The organism is uncultured Kushneria sp. (assembly GCF_947497025.1).
Taxonomy (GTDB): Bacteria; Pseudomonadota; Gammaproteobacteria; order Pseudomonadales; family Halomonadaceae; genus Kushneria.
In genome coordinates this window covers 397,313-414,736 of the sequence record NZ_CANMFC010000001.1, presented here as the reverse complement: position 1 = coordinate 414,736, position 17,424 = coordinate 397,313, and the positions used below count along the sequence as shown (strand labels likewise).

Sequence of the window (17,424 nt, the reverse complement as noted above, 5' to 3'; positions counted from 1 at the left end):
ACTTCCATGCCCCGGTTCATGCATCTGGCACGCGTCACCACAATGGTCCTGCTCATCATCAGTACCACCACGGCCCGAGCTGATATTGTCATCGTCATTAACGAGGCCAGTGCGGTACGCCAGATCAGTCATAGCGAAGCGGTCAATATTTTCATGGGCCGCTACCGGCGACTGCCCAACGACAGTGTGGCTCTGCCGATCGATCAGGCCCCCCTAAAGGCACGCTTTTACAGGGCGCTAGTGCAAAAGGACATGGCCGAAATCAACTCCTACTGGGCGAGACTGGTCTTCTCGGGGCGGGCCTCGCCTCCGCAGCAGACTGACACGCTGAAGGATCTCGTTGATATCGTGACGCATAACAACAATGCGCTGGGCTATGTAGACGCCGCTCACATGCCGCCTCACATGCGCGTTTTGCTGACGCTCAGCGAATCACCATGACAAACATCCTGAGGCTTTTTCGCAGTCGCCTGGCGCTGCGGGCTGCCGCCAGCATTGTGGCCATCGTGGGCGTGCTGGGCATCGCCTTTTTGTTGTCAGCCGTGCACCTGCGCGCCGAGTCCGAAAAGAAGATCCAGCAGACGCGCCTTGAAGGCCTGATTTCCACGGTCGAGCGCACTGCCCAGATTGCCTGCTTTCTGGAAGACCACCAGCTGGCCGACGAGGTGACTCAGGGACTGTTGAGCAATCGGATCGTACGTGAAGCGCGACTGATTCGTGGCGATGGCAGCGCGCTGGCCGACCATGTAAACGCCAATGAGCATAGCAGCGGCACCCCGATTACCCGGGCCATCAACTCGCCTTTCGAACCCGGGCGGCAAGTCTGCAGGCTGATGCTGGTACCGGATCAGGACTGGATCGACAGCATGGTCAACAACGCCACGCGGTTTTTGTCCGTTGCCCTGGTGCTGCAGCTGTCAGGCATCGGCCTGAGCGTCATTCTGGTGGTGTTTTATTTTGTGACCCGCCCCATCAGTGATATCTCGCAAAAACTGCATGCCCTCGAGGCGGAAACAGGTCAGAAGCTCCCGCCCCCCGGTGGTCACCACAAGGACGAGATCGGCACCCTGGTGCACAGCGTTAACGCCATGATTGACCGCCTGGTCAGCAGCCTGAGCGAGGAGCGCCGACAGCGCCTGGCGCGTGAAATCGAGGAGCGGCGCTATCGCACCCTATTTGATAATGTCGAGGCCGGCATCTTTGAGCTGGACGATCAGGGTCAGCTGCTATCGGCCAATCCGGCCTTCTGTCGTCTGTTTCTGGAAGGCCGGGCACTTGATCTCGACGCGCCACTGATCGCCTTTACGACACTGGCCAGCGAAGGCGGACCAACGCTACAGGAACTCACCACGCGCCGGGCACGACGAGACGGCACCCGCGAATGGGAAATGGCCGTGGGCGAAGGTGATCGAAGACGCTGGGTCAATGTCATGGTCAGTCGTCTGGAAGAGGGACGCCTACAGGGCGTGGCACACGATATTACCGAGCGTCGTCGCGCCGCCGAGGCAGCCGAAAAGCTCGCCGTGACCGATCCCCTGACCGGGCTCGGCAATCGATTGGGCTTCGAACGCCGGCTCGGGGTCATCGACAGATACCAGCGTCTTCATCCGGAGTACCAGCATGCGCTGATGATGCTTGATTTCGACCATTTCAAGCAGGTCAACGATGTCTATGGCCATCATGCCGGCGATGAAGTGCTCAAACAGATTGCCGGCATGTTGCGCGCCATATCACGCCAGCATGACTATCCCGCTCGCCTGGGCGGTGACGAATTCGTGCTGCTGCTCGATCACAGAACACCTCGGGACGACCTGGCCGGCATGGCACAGCGGCTGATCGACAGCATCAATCAGCCGCTGATACTGTCAAGCGGCCAGCAGGTACGACTGGGCGTCAGCATTGGCATCGCAGTGCTGGGCAGTGACACCCGTGAGGTACAGGCCCTGGTGCAGCTGGCCGATCAGGCGATGTATCGGGCCAAGCGTGAAGGCCGTAATACCTGGCGTTTTCATGATCGAAACATCACCTTCGATATCTGATCGATGCCGACCCTCACGACGATGAGCGCGTTGCTTCATCAGGGTGAGTGTCCCTGTCATAACGCGCATTGTCCTGATACGCAGCCTCCTCGGCCTCATCCTTTTCAGCCTGGATTTCGGCGCCAGTCACCATCTCCTCGGTCACATCAAGCTCGGCACCGACCACCGACTGCACCGGATGCGCCGCAAAGGGCGCCACCGGCTGAGGCGCCGGACGGACGCTGCGTCGCCACATGAAAAAAAGCGCCATGAGGGCCGAAATAATGGCAAAGCCATAGAAAAGACCATTCCCGCCCGTGTGTCCCATGATCCCGGTGAGAATGGGCGCGCTGAGCGTGCAGCCCACGGCATTGATCAGCAAAAGCCCCTGGCTCATGCCTACCAGCGCCTGAGGTGGCGCCCGGTCGGCGGCGTGACTCATGGCCACTGGATACAGTGAAAACGCCATCCCCCCGAATAAAAAGAGCACAACGCCCAGCGCCAGTTCGCTGACGGCAGCCGCCAGAGGCAGCGCCAGCGATAATGCAATCAGCGTCATGCCCAGAATGATCAGCACAATCTGGCGGTCATGGCGATCCGACCAGCGCCCCATGGGGTATTGCAGGGCCATACCGCCAACGATGACCACCGCCATGAACTGTCCCAGCCGCTCCACCGACAACCCCGTCTGCTGCAGATAAAGAGGCAGCAGCGAATACAGCGCCGCCACGATCAGTCCCGAGCCAAAGACGCCCATGACCCCGGTCGGTGTGACCCGCACCAGCCGCCAGGGCGGCAGCGGCACGGCCTGCTCCATCAGTGGCGACACGCGTGGGATAATGCACAGCGGTAACACCGACAGCGTGGCCAGCATGCCGATCAACACATAAGGTGTGGCATCAAAGGGCGCCTCGAAAAGCCCCAGCAACAGCTGGCCGAGCGCCAGCGCGGCGTAGAGCGAGATCATGTAAAAGGCCAGTATCTGGCCGCGACGCGCCGAATCGCTGCTGGTTAAAAGCCAGCTTTCGATCACCAGATAAACCCCCACCGTGGCCCAGCCGCCCACCAGACGCATGGCGAACCACCAGCCGGCATCCAGCCACAGTGCCTGGGCAAGCGCCGCAGCGGCCACCAGTGAAGCGAAACAGGCATAGGCCCGAATGTGGCCGATACGCAGCAGCAAACGATCGTTGAACACCGCCCCCAGCGCCAGCCCCACATAGTAGGCCGATGAGACCCAGCCGATGGTCTCCACCGAAGCGCCGGCGTTGTCCAGCCGCAGCGTCACAAGCGTGGAGAGAAACCCGTTGCCCAGGGCCAGAATGAAAAGCCCCAATAGCGGCGGCAGTATCAGGGTCAGAAGTGGACGAGCCATGCATGACCTCGGGTTGTAAAACGGTTGTCAGGCAGGGTCTCCTCACGCCTGTCGATAAAGCGTGTTCAGGATGACCCTCTCTTTTTTAGAAAATACCTTTTCGGCATGGTGAGCAGCTGCCGGAAACCAGTCTATAGACTGTCAACAAGGTAACATCAGGATAAATAATAATTAATTTTGTAATTATGCGATGCTTATTAAAAGAATGTCTTATTCAGCACAATCGGGTTCTTCAGCTGCAGTGTAGCTTCACGTCATATTGCCAACAGGACGTGAACCTTGTCTGCCATCAAAGGGTATCGCAGCGACATTGACGGTCTGCGCGCCATCGCCGTACTGGCGGTTGTCGCCTTCCATTTTGATCTATCGATGCCCGGCGGATTTATTGGCGTCGATGTTTTCTTTGTACTGTCCGGTTACCTGATCGGTAGTCAGATCTATCGCTCGGCGTTACAGGGCACGTTTTCCTGGAAGAGCTTCTACGCCAAACGTGCCCGTCGCATCATGCCGGCCCTGATCGCGGTACTGCTGGTCAGCTACATGGCCATGCTGTTGCTGGCCACGCCCAGCGAACTGCGCACTTTCGGGCGCGATGGTGTCGCTACCCTATTATCGATATCCAATATTACCCTTTGGCGCTCCATCGACTACTTCAATCCGACCGCGGATCTCAATCCGCTGCTGATGACCTGGTCACTGGCAGTAGAAGAGCAGTTTTATATTATTGCGCCCTTTCTCATCATGCTGCTGCCGCGGATACGCGTGCGCCATCGTGTCATGGCCCTGGCAATATTGATCGGCCTTTCACTGATGCTGGCCGCCTGGGGGGTCTATCACAAGCCATCACCGACCTTTTACCTGTTGCCTACCCGCGCCTGGGAACTGGGTGCCGGCGTGTTGCTGGCCATATTAACGGCGCATCGCTCGCCGATCCATTTGCGTTTTCTGCACACCTCGCTGGGCATTGAACTACGTGCGCTGCTGGGGCTTTTGCTGATTATCGCGCCCATTATGCTTTATACCCGCGAGACTCCCTTTCCGGGGCTTGCGGCGCTGCCGCCGGTACTGGGGACCGTACTGCTGCTCAACACCGAACTTTCCTGGATCAATCGCCGCCTGCTCTCCTGCAGGCCCATGCGATTTTTTGGACTGATCTCCTATTCGCTCTATCTCTGGCACTGGCCCTTGATCAGCATGACGCACATGGTGCTTGAAAAGCCGCCCGGGCTTTTCCTGCACGTGGTACTGATGGTGATCTCCATTGTTCTGGCCTGGCTGAGCTATCGACTCATCGAAACGCCCTTTCGGCGCAGTCGCTCAAGCGAGACCCGCTCGCTGGTTCGCTACGCTGCCATTATGGGTGTGGTGACGCTGATGACCGGCGCGGCCGTGGCAGGCCATGGCTTTCCACAGCGCTGGCCGGCCGATTTTGTACAAATGGATCATGAGGCCTCAACCTACGACCCCAGCTGTCTGGCCGGCTATGGCGATACCCGACTCGATGACTCGCCGCAGTGCATGCCCGACATCGGGGAGGCATCAGGTGCCGTGGCCCTGATCGGTGACAGCCATGCCGCCGCCATGGCGCAGGGCATTCGTCAACGCATGGCCACACGGGAGGAAGACCTTGTGGTCATGACCAAATCCTCATGCGCCTTTTTAAGCGATATCAGTCGCCCTCAGACGGACCACCCCGACCACTTTTCAGAGTGCCGGCGTTTCAACGACCAGGTCCTTGACTACCTGATCAACGCCCCGCACATCAAGACCGTGGTCATGACAGGCTACTGGCAGGCCGGCCTTGAAGATCCCCGGGCCAGCTACCGGCCCGATGCCGAAGGCCCGTTGCCGCTGTCTGCGCAGGAGTATCTGCAACAGGGCCTTGAGCGTGCCATTCACCGATTGAATCAGGCCGGCAAACAGGTCGTTCTGGTACGGGATGTCCCCCTCATGGACTTCTCGCCGGTCAAGCGTCTGGCGACCTGCTCCAATGCCGTTCGCACGCTGCTCAACCCGCACGTTCAAACCACGCAGCACTGTGACCGGGTCGAACCTGACGCGTGGCAGCCAGCTCAAAAGGCCAATACGGTCATCGACAGGGTGGCCGCCAGCCAACCTCACCTGAAGGTCGTGGATCCCGAACACTATCTCTGCCGGGATCAGGGGTGTCAGATTACGGGGCAGGGACATATTTTCTATGTCGACTATCAGCATCTGACCACGCATGGCGCCATGGTCGCGACGCAGTGGTTCGATGCCGCCGTGCCGCTGTCGTCATCGCAGGCATTTGCCTCGCAACGTTGAGCCCGTTGCCCCGAAACGCATGGACTGACCCGGGGCAGCGACCTGGATTATACTCAGGGTCCGTTCACTGCATTTTGATGCTTCAATGTCCAAGCATGCTCTGGAAGCCCGCATTATCTCTTCACTCTGGCGCCTGCTCTCGCAGCGCACGCCACACACCCTGTGGCGTCTGGCCTCACGATTTGAACCTGTTTACAGCCTGATTGGTGTACGCGAAAGACGTATTACGCGCATGAACCTGCGTCAGGCCTTTCCGGAAAAAAGCGAAGAGGCCCGTCGACAGCAGATTCATGACAGCCTGCGCCACTCGATTGCCACCATGATGGAGCTGGGATTTGCCTGGCAGGGAGACCCCGAGGCCGTGGAGCAATCGATTGTCCGGGTGCACGGGCGCGAGCTGCTGGATGAGGCGCGCGCCGAAGGCCGCGGGGTGATCGTGCTGGCCCCCCACTTTGGCAACTGGGAGATCCTCAATTTCTGGCTTTCCAGCCACTTTCCGTTCACGGCCATGTACGAGCCGCCCAAGATCAGTGCACTGGACCCGGTCATTCGACACGGGCGCGAGCGCATGGGGGCACAGCTCGTCCCCACGACGTCCCGCGGTGTAGCGGCACTTTTGAAGGCGCTCAAGCGCAGCGAGGCGATCGGCATTCTGCCCGATCAGGTGCCGGACTGGGGCAGCGGCGAGTTTGCCGACTTTTTTGGCTATCCGGCCTATACCGCGACCCTGCTGCCACGGCTGGTCTCACGCACCAATGCTCGGGTGGTCACGGGCGTGGCCCGACGGCGCGAGGACCGACAGGGCTTTGACATCCACTTTCTCAAGGCCGATGAGCGGGTCTATGCCCAGCAGGACGAGGCGTTGTCGGCCAGAGGCGTCAACGCCAGCGTCGAGGCCGCCATTGCGCTGGACCCCATGCAGTATCAGTGGGAGTACAAGCGCTACCGGCGCACGCCCGGACAGCGTGAAAACGCGCCCGGCTGGCGCGATCGGCGCTTTTACAAACAGGGGCGCGGTGGCCGCAAGCTCTGACACCGGGGCCGCCACCCGCCTTTGGATCAGTCGCGGAAGTTGTCAAACTGCAGCGGCAGGTCCGGCCCTTCCTCGCTTTTCAACAGCGCAATGGCCTGCTGCAGGTCGTCGCGCTTTTTGCCGGTCACCCGCACCTTGTCGCCCTGAATGGCGCTTTGCACCTTGAGCTTCGACTCCTTGAGCTGCTTGACGATCGCCTTGCAGTCAGGCTGTTCCAGTCCCTGCTTGAGCTGGACCTCTTGGCGCGCCTTGACGCCTGACAGCACGGGCTCCTGCTCATCCATGCAGCGCGCATCGATGCCTCGGGCGATCAGTTTGGCGCGCAGGATATCGAGCATCTGCTTGAGCTGGAAATCGGCATCGGCTTCCAGCAATACCTTTTCCCCTTCCAGGGTGAAGCTGGCGTCCACGCCGCGAAAGTCAAAGCGCGTCTGCACTTCCCGGTTGGCCTGATCAACGGCGTTGGTCGCTTCGTGCTTGTCGAATTCGGACACGATATCGAAAGAAGGCATGGCATGGTCTCCTGAATACACCAAAAGGGCTGATTCTAGCCGACTCCACGGGCAAGGCCCATTCCCGGACCGCCTTCATGTGCGCAGGTCATTCCCTGCAGGGCCCAGGACCGATTATCCGCCACAGCGCAGCGATGGCTATTGATCAAATGCTGCTTTCCCTTACAGTGTCATGGCCTGCCTGTACCGACGTTGTCGATCATTTCGATAAACACTCGCACATCAGCATCAGGTCACCGATAACAATCGCCGGTATCGAACGGCAAACAATAATACGTTACTCGGGAGTCCCCGCCATGGCTGCTACCACGCAACAATCGGCGCATGACCAGCGTCTCTCGACGCGCTGGCTCAACGCCATTGAACGCCTGGGCAATCGTCTGCCCGACCCTTTTATGCTGTTTGTCGCGCTGGCCATGGTCGTTCTGATCGCCTCCGTCATCTTCGCCGCCCTTGATGCCAGCGTTGTCCTGCCGGCCACCGGTGAAGCGCAGCCGATTCGCAGCCTGGTATCCGGTGAGGGCATTCGCTTCATCCTTGAGTCGATGCTGACCAACTTCACGGGCTTTGCCCCGCTCGGCCTGGTGCTCTCGATGATGCTGGGCATCGGCCTTGCCGAAAAGATCGGGCTGCTGGATGTGTTGATCCGGCGCACGGTGATGTCGGCGCCCCGCCAGCTGGTCACCTATACGGTCGCCTTCACCGGCATCATGATGAACGTGGCCTCCGATGCCTCGCTGATTCTGCTGCCGCCCTTGGCAGCGATGGTCTATCACGGTCTGGGACGCCACCCGGTGGCGGGGCTGGCCCTGGGATTTGCCAGCGCCGGGGCCGGTTTCACGGCGAATCTTCTGATTGTGGGCACCGATGCGCTGCTTTCCGGTATTTCGACGGAAGCCGCCCGGCTGATCGACCCCACCATGGTGGTGACGCCGGTCGACAACTGGTACTTCAACTGCCTGTCGGTGGTGGTGCTGACCGTGGTGGCCGCCCAGATCAGCGAGCGGATTACCGAGCCACGCCTGGGCACCTACCAGGGCGATGTCGAAAGGGTCGAAAGCGATGAGCCGGACAACGCCGGACGGGGCCTTCGCAATGCCGGTATCGCAGCACTGCTCTATCTGGGCGGACTGGCCATGCTGGTACTCTGGCCCGATTCACCGCTGAAAAACGATGACGGCGGACTGATCCCCTCGCCGTTTCTGTCCGGCATCATCCCCATCATTCTGCTCTTTTTCATCACCATCAGCGTCGCCTATGGCGTGACCACCGGCAAAATCAAAAACTCCCGGGATGTTTCGGAACGCATGGCAGACGCCATGCGGGATCTGGGCGGCTATATCGTGCTGATCTTTGCCGCCTCGCAGTTCATTGCCTGGTTTGGCTGGACCCATATCGGCAGCTGGCTGGCGGTCAACGGCGCCGAGCTTCTGACCTCGATCAACTTCACCGGATTGCCGGTCATTATCTGCTACATCCTGTTTACCGGCTTCATGAATCTTTTGATCTTCTCGGGCTCGGCCAAGTGGGCGCTGGAAGCCCCCATTTTCGTGCCACTGTTCATGCAGCTGGGCTACCATCCGGCCTTTATTCAGATGGCCTATCGCGTCGCGGATTCCTCGACCAACATCATCTCGCCGCTCAATCCCTACATGGTGGTGGTGCTGACCTTTATCCGAAAATACGACCGCGAGGCAGGGCTGGGCACGCTGATCTCATTAATGCTGCCCTACACACTGGCCTTTCTGGGGCTCTGGATCATCATGCTGGTGGCCTTCTACCTGCTGGGACTGCCCTTCGGCCCGGGCGTTTATGGCTTGATGTAACCCTGGCCTGATGTAACCCCTGAGTCGCCTGTTCCGGGCAGGTTACGGCCTGCCCGCTGCCTAAAAGGAATGTTGTCATGTCACAGACCCTTGCCCGTACGCTTGAACCCCATCTTGACGCTCTGACCCCGCAGCTGACCGCTTGGCGGCGTGATTTTCATCAGCACGCCGAATCCGGCTGGGTCGAGTTTCGCACCGCCTCGATCGTGGCCGAGGAACTCGATCAGCTGGGCTACACGGTCACGCTGGGCCGTGACGTCGTGGCGGAAAACGCCCGCATGGGCGTGCCGGACGCCGATACCCTGGCCCGCGAGGAAGCCCGCGCCAGAGCGCAGGGCGCCATCGAGAAGTGGTTGCCGCAGCTTTCCGGCGGATTTACCGGCGTGGTCGGTGTGCTCGACACCGGCCGTCCGGGGCCGACCATCGGTTATCGCATCGATATGGACGCGCTGGATCTCGACGAGTCCCGCGAGTCGTCGCATCGCCCCGCCCAGCAGGGGTTTGGCTCACAAAATGCCGGCATGATGCATGCCTGCGGACACGATGGGCATACCACCATCGGGCTGGGACTGGCGCGGCTTTTCAAGGCGTTCGAGGCTGACCTTTCCGGGCGCATCAAGCTGATCTTTCAACCGGCCGAAGAAGGTGTGCGCGGGGCGCGTTCCATGGTCACCGCCGGCGTACTTGATGACGTTGACGTCTTTATGGCCACCCACATCGGTCTGGACATTCCCCTGGGTGAAATCGTCTGCGCTCAGGATGGCTACCTGGCCACCACCAAGCTCGACGTGCGCTACACCGGTGTGCCTGCCCATGCCGGCGGCCGGCCCGAAGCGGGCCGCAATGCCCTGTTGGCTGCCGCCCAGGCCGCCGTCGGGCTGCATGCCATCCCCCGCCACAGCGCCGGGGCCTCGCGCATCAACGTGGGCGTGCTCAACGCCGGCAGCGGTCGCAATGTCGTCCCTGCCACGGCCACGATGAAGATTGAAACCCGCGGCGAAAACACGGCCATCAATGAGGAGATGCGCCGGCGTGCCATCGATGTGATCGAAGGGGCCGCGCAGATGCAGGGGGTCAGCGTCGAGTACCATCTCGCCGGCGAGGCCGACACCTGTACCGCAAGCCCCGAGCTGGTCGACTACATTCAGAGCCGCATTAAGGGGTTGCCGGGTGTCGAGGTGGTCACGCCACGCATCAGCGAGCCATCGGGCTCCGAGGATGCCACCTGCATGATGAAGCAGGTGCAGTCCCGTGGGGGGCTGGCCACCTATATGATCTTTGGCACCGAACTGGCCGCCGGCCACCACCATCAGTGCTTCGATTTCAATGAAGACGTGCTGCCGCTGGCGGTGCGTACGCTGGCGCATCTCGCCTTTGACATGGACCTGCCGGGAGCCCGCCATGACCGCTGAAGCGCCCCTTGAAGAGACCCCGGCCGCGCGCATCAGCGCGCGGATCGAAGCGCGCCGCGACCGGTTCATCGCGCTGGCCGATGCCGTCTGGGATCATCCCGAAACCCGCTTTGAGGAGCATGTTTCCAGTCGCCTGCTGGCCGATGCGCTGGAAGCCGAGGGCTTTCACGTCGAGCGCGGCGTGGCCGGCATGGAGACGGCGTTCGTGGCCAGCATCGGCAGCGGCGCGCCGGTGATTGCCCTGCTCGGTGAGTTCGATGCGCTGACCGGGCTCAGCCAGCGCGGCGGTGCCAGCGCCCATGAGCCGCTCGAGCCCGGCGGCAACGGTCACGGCTGCGGCCACAACCTGCTGGGCACGGCGGCGCTGGCCGCCGCCGTGGCCGCGCGGGATGATCTGCGCTCGCGCGGCAGGCTCGAGGGTGCCGGCACCCTGCGCTTTTACGGCTGTCCGGGCGAGGAAGGCGGCTCCGGCAAGACCTTCATGGTCCGCGAAGGTCTGTTCGATGACGTTGACGCCGCCCTGACCTGGCACCCGATGACCTTCACCGGGCTTTTTTCCACCCCGACGCTTGCCAACATTCAGGCCTATTTTCGCTTTCACGGCACGGCCGCCCACGCCGCCAACTCGCCGCATCTGGGACGCAGCGCGCTGGATGCGGTGGAGTTGATGAACGTGGGCGCCAACTATCTGCGCGAGCATGTGCCGGATCAGGCCCGCCTGCACTACGCCATGACCGACAGCGGCGGCGCCTCGCCCAACGTGGTGCAATCCAGCGCCGAGGTTCTTTATCTGGTGCGCGCGCCGACCATGTCGGAGACCGAAGAGATCTACGCTCGCCTGCAGGATGTGGCCCGCGGCGCGGCGCTGATGACCGGCACGAGTGTGGAGGTGACGTTCGACAAGGCCTGCTCCAGCTATCTGCCCAACCGCACCCTGGAAGCACTGATGTTCGAACAGATGCAGGCGCTGGGCGCCCCTGCCTTTGACGAGGGTGATCAACGCTATGCCCGCACCATCGCCGACACCATCATCTGGTGCGCGCCCCCGCCATGACGGAGACCGAAGAGATCTACGCTCGCCTGCAGGATGTGGCCCGCGGCGCGGCGCTGATGACCGGCACGAGTGTGGAGGTGACGTTCGACAAGGCCTGCTCCAGCTATCTGCCCAACCGCACCCTGGAAGCACTGATGTTCGAACAGATGCAGGCGCTGGGCGCCCCTGCCTTTGACGAGGGTGATCAACGCTATGCCCGCACCATCGCCGACACCATCACGCCCACCGGCAGAGCGGCCGATCTTGACAGCATGCGCCGGATGACCGGCCATGACACCCAGGGCCATATCGAGGCCTTCGAACGACAGCCCCTGGCGGACAGCGTACTCGCCCCGGGAGATGGCCGAGAGATCATGAAGGGCTCCACCGATGTCGGCGATGTCAGCCGGGTGGTACCGACGGCGCAGTGCTACGTGAGCTGCTTTGCCATCGGCACCGCCCTGCACACCTGGCAGGTGGTGGCCCAGGGACGCAGCGCGCTGGGTCACAAGGGCATGTTGAAAGCCGCAGAGATTCTGGGCAGCACGGCCGTTCGGCTGCTGGAAGAGCCCGAGCGCGTGCGCCAGGCGCGCCGGGAACTGTTCGAGGCCAACGAACGCGCCCCCTACGTCTGCCCCATTCCTCAGGGCGTGAGGCCCTCGCCGCTGGCCTTTTGAGTCGAACCGGCACGCGCAGGCAGCCCTTTCCCTGTCGGGTTATAATGATGCCCTCTCATTACCCCGAGGAGCGTTTCGTGACCGACAGGGACCCGATACTTCATGAACACCCCGCCGCCGATGACGACCCGATGATGGTCCGCATCGGCTACGTGCTCTATCTGATCAGCATTCTGACCGGCATCACGGCGCTGGCCGGGCTGGTCATTGCCTATATCTACCGCGGCCGCTCATCGGGCTGGCTGGCGGATCACTACACCTTCTTGATTCGCACCTTCTGGATCGGCCTTTTGTATATGGTACTGGCCTCGATCCTGTCGTTTCTGGGCGTCGGCCTGTTGCTGTTTCCGCTGATTACGGTGTGGCTTATCGTACGCTGCGTACGCGGCTGGCGGGAGCTCGAGCGTCGGCGCATCCCGTCCCCCCTGTTGAACTGGGCCTGGTAGTCGCGTTTTCTGGTTGGTCCTTTCTTCACATATACAAGCCTTCGCCCATGAAAAACGCCCGCAGCAGTGGCTGCGGGCGTTTTTTTGTTTTCTCAGGGCGCGTTCACTACGCGGTGTTTAATCCACCAAAGCGACCGTTGCGATAATCATCAACGGCCTGCTCGATCTCTTCACGCGTGTTCATCACGAACGGACCATGAGAGACCATGGGTTCCTTCAGCCGCGGCGCGTGACCAAAAATCAGCGTGGCATCGCCAGAGCCGCGAATCTCGACATAATCGCCTTCTGTCTCGAATTCGATCAAATGACAGGGGCGAATGGCCTGCTCGGAAATCATGATATTGCCGCGCACCACATAGCAGAATATCTCGTGATCCTCGGGCACCGGCAGCTGAATGAGCGAACCTTCCCTGATGGTCATGATCGACATGAAGGTGGGCGTCAGCGTCTCGATGGGACCGCGGAAGGTACTGCCCTGCTGGTCGAATTCACCGGCCACCAGCGTCAGATGCCCACGTCCTTCATCGAGCTCGACCTGCACCAGTTCATCGGCCTGAAGCCCGGTATAGCGCGGCTCGGTCATCTTGAGTTCGGCAGGCAGATTGATCCAGAGCTGGAGAATCTCCATGCGCCCACCTTCGCGGCGAAAAGCCTCGGGGGAAATTTCCGAGTGCACCAGCCCGCGCCCGGCGGTCATCCACTGCACGCCGCCAGCGTTGATGATGCTTTCATGATCACCGCTGTCGGCGTGGGCCAGCGAGCCGTCAAGAATGAAGGTCACGGTTTCAAAGCCGCGGTGCGGGTGCGGCCCGAACGGCAGACCCTGGTTATCGCGTGCGTAAGTCTGCGGGCCGTGATGATTGAGAAACAGATAAGGATCGAGATAGTCGATCGAGGGGCCGGGCAACGGCCGATGCGTGATCAGATCGCCGATGTCATCACGAATGGCGGTATGCAGATGCCGTACTTTTCGAGCGGTCATCGGTGTCTAGTCCTGTATTTAAATGAAACATTGATAGCGTCAAGTGTAAGACACATCCACCTGTTGTGCCGCGATCTGTTGTGAAGAGAGCGGATCACATCAACCCCTGCCCGGATGTCATGAGGAGCTGGCGGTCAACCGGCGCAGTCGCAGCCCTGCCAGCAGCGCCAGCAGCAGTAGCGCAGCGATAAACGCACTCACCCCGTTCCAGCCACCCATGGCCCAGAAGGTGCCGCCCAGCGTGCCGGCCAGGCTCGAGCCCAGATAGTAGCTGAACAGATAAAGCGACGAGGCCTGACCGCGGGCCTGGGTGGCGCGCTGACCGACCCAGCCGCTGGCAATCGAGTGGGCGGCAAAAAAGCCGAAGGTAAAGATCAGCATGCCGACCATGATCAGTACCACGGGCGAGGCCAGCGTCAGGGCAAGACCTGCCAGCATCACGACCACAAAGACCCAGAAAACGCGCGAGCGCCCCAGCCGGTCGGCCAGGCCGCCCGCCCAGGCCGAGCTGTAGATGCCCGAGAGATAGACAATCGACAACAGTCCGATCGTGGTCTGGCTGAAGTGATACGGCGCCTCCAGCAGACGATAGACGATGTAGTTGAACAGCGTCACGAAGCTGCCCATCAATAAAAAGGCTTCCAGAAACAGCCACGGCAGCCCGGCATCGCGAAAGTGCAGCCGAAAGGCGCCGGCCAGATTGGCCACGCTCAGTTTCCTGGGCTCGAAGTGGCGCGAAGGTGGCAGCATCTTCATGAAGGCAAGCGCGCTGATGAGCGAAATGATGCCCATGGTGGCCAGCGTCACCCGCCAGTGGACGAAATCCACCATCACGCCGCTGATCAATCGCCCGCTCATGCCGCCGATGGCATTGCCGCCGATATAAAGCCCCATCGAGACGCCAATAAAGCTCGGATGAATCTCCTCATTGAGATAGGCCATCGCCACGCCGCAAAGCCCTGCCATCGAAAGCCCCGCCAGTGCCCGCATGACCAGAATCATGCCCCAGTGCTGCATGAACGCCGCACCAATGGTCAGCGCGGAGGCGCTCAACAGCGCCAGCGACATCATCTTCTTGCGCCCGATGGCGTCCGACAGCGGCCCGGTGATCAAAAGCCCCACTGCCAGCATGCCGGTCGACACCGACAACACCAGGCTGGTGCTGGCCGGATCGATCCCGAAGGCCTCGGACAAAATTGGCAGCATGGGCTGGACGCAGTACAGCAACGCGAAGGTAGAAAAGGCGCCCAGAAACAGCGCCAGCATGGTGGGTCGATAGTCCGGGCCTCCGCGTTCGATAAAGGGTGTTGCCTGCTCGGATGAACCCGGTGCTTCACCGCCCGAATGACTTGTGCGGGCCATATTGTCTCCCTGTAGCCCCTGGAAAAAGACGATGGCGTCAGGGGATGAATCGTTAAGCCTCATATTATAAGACGTCTTTGCAAATTTCATGGCATTGCATGCCTGCCATAACATCCCGGGCGCACCGGGCAATGGTTTACTCTGAGCGACCCGAACAAGCGCCAATGCGGAGCCCGATATGCCTCAGAGTTTCGATACGATCAAAAATGTCTGCAGCGACCAGTGGCAGGCCTATATCCAGCACGCTTTCGTGACCGGCGTCAGCGAGGCCACACTGCCTGCTGCTGCCTTTCGTCATTACCTGCAGCAGGACTATCTGTTTCTAATCCATTTCGCCCGCGCCTGGGGGCTGGCCGTCTACAAAAGCCGCGACATGAACGAGCTTCGTCACTCGCTGGACAATTTAAAGACCATCGTGGATACCGAAATGGGGCTGCACGTCACCTATTGCCGGGAGTGGGGCATTGATGCGGCAAGCCTTCACAATCTGGAAGAGGCGCCCGAGACGCTGGCCTACACCCGCTTCGTACTGGACTGCGGCCACCGGGGCGATCTGCTGGACCTGCATGTGGCGCTGGCGCCGTGCCTGATCGGCTACGCCGAGGTGGCCGACTGGATCGGCACGCGATCACAGACCGTCACCACTGATAACCCCTATCAGGCATGGATCGACATGTACCGCGGTGCCGAATACCAGCAGGCGGCACATCAGGAGCGTCTGTGGCTGGATGCCCGACTGGCCGAAGTCTCACCGAGCCGCTTCGAGCAGCTGACCACGACCTTTCGTGATGCCACTCGTCTTGAAAGCGCCTTCTGGCAGATGGGGCTGGATGCCACGCGCTGAGCGCTTGATGGAGTGCCGGTGGCACCGGCGGAGATTATCGTGGTATCGCGAGGCGATATCACGATGGCTTCCGATGAAGCGGATGAGCAAAACTCTACCACTCTATTCCAAAGAATAGTTAACGCTTAGCATTGCGGTGTACCAGAGCAACAACACAGGTATGTCCGACAACAAATACTGGTTAAAAAAGGGCCGCAGCACTAGATATTAGACCGATTATAATCGCCACTATCACGACCAAGGTCCAAAGCCAATGATCTTGAACGATCTCGACTAATACCTTGGGATGAACACCGCATTGCTCGAACCAGCTTGAGTTTGTTTTTATAGAGCCATCGGCAGTCCGCTCAAAGATATTTGCAAGTATGTCTGCTTTTCGAAGAGTGGACTGGTGGAGCTTGATATAATCTTTCTGCTCGAAGGCATCGGCCTCTTTTTTACCAGAGAGAAAGCCTTTATCCGTAATAAGGTTCTTTTCAATAAGCTTTTGAAGCCTTGGGTGCTCGATATATCCGAGACCATAAATACTTACCATGGCCCGCGCTAGATCAAACTTCCTATCTTCTGTAATGATTATTGGTTCTCTGCCAAGCACTCTGAATCGATGCTCCAATGCTGCAAATCCATAATTTATGTCCCTCATATTCCAATGAACCCAGTTGAAATGCTGATGCGACCTCACAAAGTCGAAATACTCACCAAGCATTTCTTTCTCTAGCTCGTCATAGTTCTCGTCAATCTCATCAAATGGGAGCTTACGCTGCTCAGCAATTTTGTGGATAGAAAAGGACTCTGTTTGACCAGATGCAAGATTTCGAGCAGCAATGGAAGTAACCCTTGGAGTCTTGCCATCATCCCTGTCATAAAAGCTCTCGCATGAATAGTGTACGATCAAGCTGGAGTTTGAATGCTCCCAAATGTCCTCCAATTTAGCTTGGCTGCTTTTCCTTCTCCTCAGTCGCTTAAGCTCTTTTCCCACGAATGATCCTCAATTTCCTGACGCTTATATTCACGGCGCTTTTAATTCGGCGACACTGGTTTGTTAAAAAGCCAGGCGATATTTCGAAAGCAGGGTATCGCCCCGCATACAGCTATTGCATTCATAGTCATACCAGCCACCATCACCTGAGGCATCGACCAATTACCGCTTCCTGATTGACCCAAAAGCCAATAAATATCGTAAAAACTAATAAAAGCGGAAAGAATAGCATCAGCCTCGCCCCTTGTCTGAAGCGATTATTCTTAGAATACGATAATCAAAGCGTTTGGCTCTTCAACATAACTGAAGCAATGACATGCGATAGAGCTACGTTTACTCGGAAAAAATCCGTACTGTCGGAATTTCTTACAGTAATTATACGCTCAACTTTATATCCCTAATGAACGCACCTATGTATTCGTTAGGGGTATTGCTATTTGATTCGATCCTTCCTTCGCTTTCATGCCATGCAGCATCTCGCCATTATGCAAGGTAGAGTTAGAGCAGTTTCTAGAGCCTCCGGCAATAAAAAGCATGCGCCAGCAGTCGCAAAGCATCAAACATTGAACACGATCATTTTTTCTATCGCCATTTGCTGGCGCAACCTTTAGGCGATATGGG

At 59.5% G+C, this 17,424-nt stretch carries 15 protein-coding genes; 10 read left to right on the top strand and 5 right to left on the bottom strand.

The genetic code is table 11. From position 1 onward, the window contains the following. The first annotated feature begins 6 nt into the window (after positions 1–6). Complete coding sequence (locus Q0931_RS01915; RefSeq protein ID WP_299256711.1) at positions 7–441, top strand: hypothetical protein; 435 nt, start codon at positions 7–9, stop codon at positions 439–441. Further along, positions 438–2,039: a diguanylate cyclase gene (locus tag Q0931_RS01910; protein ID WP_299256709.1), complete on the top strand. Its 1,602-nt coding sequence runs from the start codon at positions 438–440 to the stop codon at positions 2,037–2,039. The genes Q0931_RS01915 and Q0931_RS01910 overlap by 4 nt, the downstream gene beginning before the upstream one ends. Before the next feature lie 13 nt (positions 2,040–2,052). On the opposite strand, the gene Q0931_RS01905 is transcribed toward Q0931_RS01910, so the two are convergent. Continuing rightward, entirely contained in the window at positions 2,053–3,393 is a 1,341-nt protein-coding gene (locus Q0931_RS01905) for an MFS transporter (RefSeq protein ID WP_299256707.1), read from the bottom strand. A gap of 279 nt (positions 3,394–3,672) precedes the next feature. Here Q0931_RS01905 and Q0931_RS01900 point away from each other — a divergent pair, with 279 nt between their 5' ends. Beyond that, positions 3,673–5,697: an acyltransferase family protein gene (locus tag Q0931_RS01900; RefSeq protein WP_299256705.1), complete on the top strand. Its 2,025-nt coding sequence runs from the start codon at positions 3,673–3,675 to the stop codon at positions 5,695–5,697. 85 nt (positions 5,698–5,782) lie between these two features. After that, positions 5,783–6,730, top strand: coding sequence for a lysophospholipid acyltransferase family protein (locus Q0931_RS01895; RefSeq protein ID WP_299256703.1), 948 nt, complete (start codon positions 5,783–5,785; stop codon positions 6,728–6,730). A 26-nt stretch (positions 6,731–6,756) separates the two neighbouring features. Here the strand turns inward: Q0931_RS01895 and Q0931_RS01890 are convergent, their stop codons facing one another. Continuing rightward, positions 6,757–7,242: a YajQ family cyclic di-GMP-binding protein gene (locus Q0931_RS01890; protein ID WP_299256701.1), complete on the bottom strand. Its 486-nt coding sequence runs from the start codon at positions 7,240–7,242 to the stop codon at positions 6,757–6,759. A gap of 296 nt (positions 7,243–7,538) precedes the next feature. On the opposite strand from Q0931_RS01890, the gene Q0931_RS01885 reads away from it, so the two are divergent. The 5 genes from Q0931_RS01885 (at position 7,539) to Q0931_RS01865 (ending at position 12,636) form a co-directional block, all read left to right on the top strand. Further along, positions 7,539–9,068 carry an AbgT family transporter gene (locus tag Q0931_RS01885; protein WP_299256699.1) on the top strand — a complete coding sequence of 510 codons (1,530 nt, stop codon included), beginning with the start codon at positions 7,539–7,541 and terminating at the stop codon, positions 9,066–9,068. A gap of 77 nt (positions 9,069–9,145) precedes the next feature. After that, on the top strand, positions 9,146–10,480 hold the full coding sequence (locus Q0931_RS01880) for an amidohydrolase (protein ID WP_299256697.1): 1,335 nt from the start codon (positions 9,146–9,148) through the stop codon (positions 10,478–10,480). Then, on the top strand, positions 10,470–11,534 hold the full coding sequence (locus tag Q0931_RS01875; RefSeq protein ID WP_299256695.1) for an amidohydrolase: 1,065 nt from the start codon (positions 10,470–10,472) through the stop codon (positions 11,532–11,534). Before Q0931_RS01880 ends, Q0931_RS01875 begins: the two co-directional genes overlap by 11 nt. Beyond that, complete coding sequence (locus tag Q0931_RS01870) at positions 11,531–12,190, top strand: hypothetical protein (RefSeq protein ID WP_299256693.1); 660 nt, start codon at positions 11,531–11,533, stop codon at positions 12,188–12,190. The genes Q0931_RS01875 and Q0931_RS01870 overlap by 4 nt, the downstream gene beginning before the upstream one ends. A gap of 77 nt (positions 12,191–12,267) precedes the next feature. Next, a complete protein-coding gene (locus tag Q0931_RS01865; protein WP_299256691.1) occupies positions 12,268–12,636 on the top strand; it encodes a hypothetical protein in 369 nt (122 codons plus the stop codon). Positions 12,637–12,742: 106 nt separating this feature from the next. Here the strand turns inward: Q0931_RS01865 and Q0931_RS01860 are convergent, their stop codons facing one another. Both Q0931_RS01860 and Q0931_RS01855 read right to left on the bottom strand, forming a co-directional pair. Continuing rightward, positions 12,743–13,618 carry a pirin family protein gene (locus tag Q0931_RS01860; RefSeq protein ID WP_299256689.1) on the bottom strand — a complete coding sequence of 292 codons (876 nt, stop codon included), beginning with the start codon at positions 13,616–13,618 and terminating at the stop codon, positions 12,743–12,745. A 117-nt stretch (positions 13,619–13,735) separates the two neighbouring features. Beyond that, complete coding sequence (locus Q0931_RS01855) at positions 13,736–14,980, bottom strand: MFS transporter (protein ID WP_299256687.1); 1,245 nt, start codon at positions 14,978–14,980, stop codon at positions 13,736–13,738. A 178-nt stretch (positions 14,981–15,158) separates the two neighbouring features. On the opposite strand from Q0931_RS01855, the gene tenA reads away from it, so the two are divergent. Then, the gene (gene tenA, locus Q0931_RS01850) at positions 15,159–15,824 is read left to right on the top strand and encodes a thiaminase II (RefSeq protein ID WP_299256685.1); all 666 of its coding nucleotides are present in this window, start codon (positions 15,159–15,161) and stop codon (positions 15,822–15,824) included. Between the two features lie 181 nt (positions 15,825–16,005). On the opposite strand, the gene Q0931_RS01845 is transcribed toward tenA, so the two are convergent. Beyond that, positions 16,006–16,803 carry a hypothetical protein gene (locus Q0931_RS01845; RefSeq protein WP_299256683.1) on the bottom strand — a complete coding sequence of 266 codons (798 nt, stop codon included), beginning with the start codon at positions 16,801–16,803 and terminating at the stop codon, positions 16,006–16,008. Positions 16,804–17,424: the final 621 nt, after the last annotated feature.